The 1,991-nt window shown below is 56.2% G+C and carries 1 protein-coding gene; it reads left to right on the top strand.

What is annotated here, in order from left to right:
- Positions 1-1,991: VCBS domain-containing protein (locus ABD892_RS02315; RefSeq protein ID WP_345193417.1), on the top strand; the 1,991-nt coding region annotated here is incomplete at both ends.

The raw sequence follows: 1,991 nt of genomic DNA, 5'->3' as shown, positions 1-1,991 counted from the left end.
GTAACGGGCAACTTCGGTGCCACGGACGCGGACACCACCGATACTCACACCTTCAATATCCTGACCCAGCCGGATGAAGGCTCGGTCACCAATAATAATGACGGCACGTTCAGCTTCAACCCGGGCAGTGACTTCCAGGACCTGGCTGCCGGAGAAACCCGTCAGGTCACGTTTACCTATGAAGCCGTGGATGATTCCGGCGCTGCAAACGCAACCAGTGAGGCAGCAACTGTCACCATTACGATCACGGGTACTAACGACAAACCAACAGCAGCGGTTGAGAGTATCAGTGCCACGGAAGATGGTGCAGCTGTCACGGGTAACTTCGGTGCCACGGACGCGGATACGACCGATACCCACACCTTCAACATTCTGACCCAGCCGGATGAAGGATCGGTCACTAATAACGGTGACGGCACGTTCAGCTTCAACCCGGGCAGCGACTTCCAGGACCTGGCTGCGGGAGAAACCCGTCAGGTCACGTTTACCTACGAAGCGGTGGACGATTCCGGTACGGCCAACGATACCAGTGAGCCGGCCACGGTCACGATTACGATCACGGGTACTAACGACAAGCCGACTGCTGAGGTTGAGAGTATCAGTGCCACGGAAGATGGCGCAGCGGTCACGGGCAACTTCGGCGCCACGGACGCGGACACAACCGATACCCACACCTTCAATATCCTGACCCAGCCCGATGAAGGATCGGTCACTAATAACGGTGACGGTACTTTCAGCTTCAACCCGGGCAGTGACTTCCAGGATCTGGCAGCGGGAGAAACCCGTCAGGTTACGTTTACCTACGAAGCGGTGGATGATTCCGGTACGGCCAACGACACCAGTGAGCCGGCTACTGTCACCATTACGATCACGGGTACTAACGACAAACCAACAGCAGCGGTTGAGAGCGTCAGTGCCACAGAAGACGGTGCCGTAGTAACGGGTAACTTCGGCGCTACGGACGCGGATACCACTGACACCCACACCTTCAATATCCTGACCCAGCCCAGCGAAGGTACTGTTACTAACAACAACGACGGTACCTTCAGCTTTAATCCGGGCAGTGACTTCCAGGATCTGGCAGCGGGAGAAACCCGTCAGGTTACGTTTACCTATGAAGCGGTGGACGATTCCGGTACGGCTAACGACATCAGTGAGCCGGCCACGGTCACGATTACGATCACGGGTACCAACGACAAACCCACCGCTGAAGTTGAGAGTATCAGTGCCACGGAAGATGGCGCAGCGGTCACGGGAAACTTCGGCGCCACGGATGCGGACACAACCGATACCCACACCTTCAATATCCTGACCCAGCCCAGCGAAGGTACTGTTACTAACAACAACGACGGTACCTTCAGCTTTAATCCGGGCAGTGACTTCCAGGATCTGGCCGCAGGAGAAACCCGTCAGGTTACGTTTACCTATGAGGCTGTAGACGATTCTGGTACGGCCAACAATACCAGTGAGCCGGCCACGGTCACGATTACGATCACGGGTACTAACGACAAGCCGACTGCTGAGGTTGAGAGTATCAGTGCCACGGAAGATGGTGCAGCGGTCACGGGCAGCTTTGGTGCCTCGGATGCGGATACCACCGATACCCACACCTTCAATATCCTGACCCAGCCAAGTGAAGGCTCAGTCACTAATAACGGTGACGGCACCTTCAGCTTCAACCCGGGCAGCGACTTCCAGGATCTGGCAGCGGGAGAAACCCGTCAGGTTACGTTTACCTATGAGGCTGTAGACGATTCCGGTACGGCCAACGACACCAGTGAGCCGGCCACGGTCACGATTACGATCACGGGTACCAACGACAAACCCACCGCTGAAGTTAAGAGTATCAGTGCCACGGAAGATAGTGCAGCGGTCACGGGCAGCTTTGGTGCCTCGGATGCGGATACCACCGATACCCACACCTTCAATATCCTGACCCAGCCAAGTGAAGGCTCAGTCACTAATAACGGTGATGGCACGTTCAGCTTCAG

The sequence above is a fragment of the Kistimonas scapharcae genome, assembly GCF_039540975.1.
GTDB lineage: Bacteria > Pseudomonadota > Gammaproteobacteria > Pseudomonadales > Endozoicomonadaceae > Kistimonas > Kistimonas scapharcae.
Note: the sequence above shows the minus strand (reverse complement) of the source record. Positions and strands in the feature narration are given on the sequence as shown.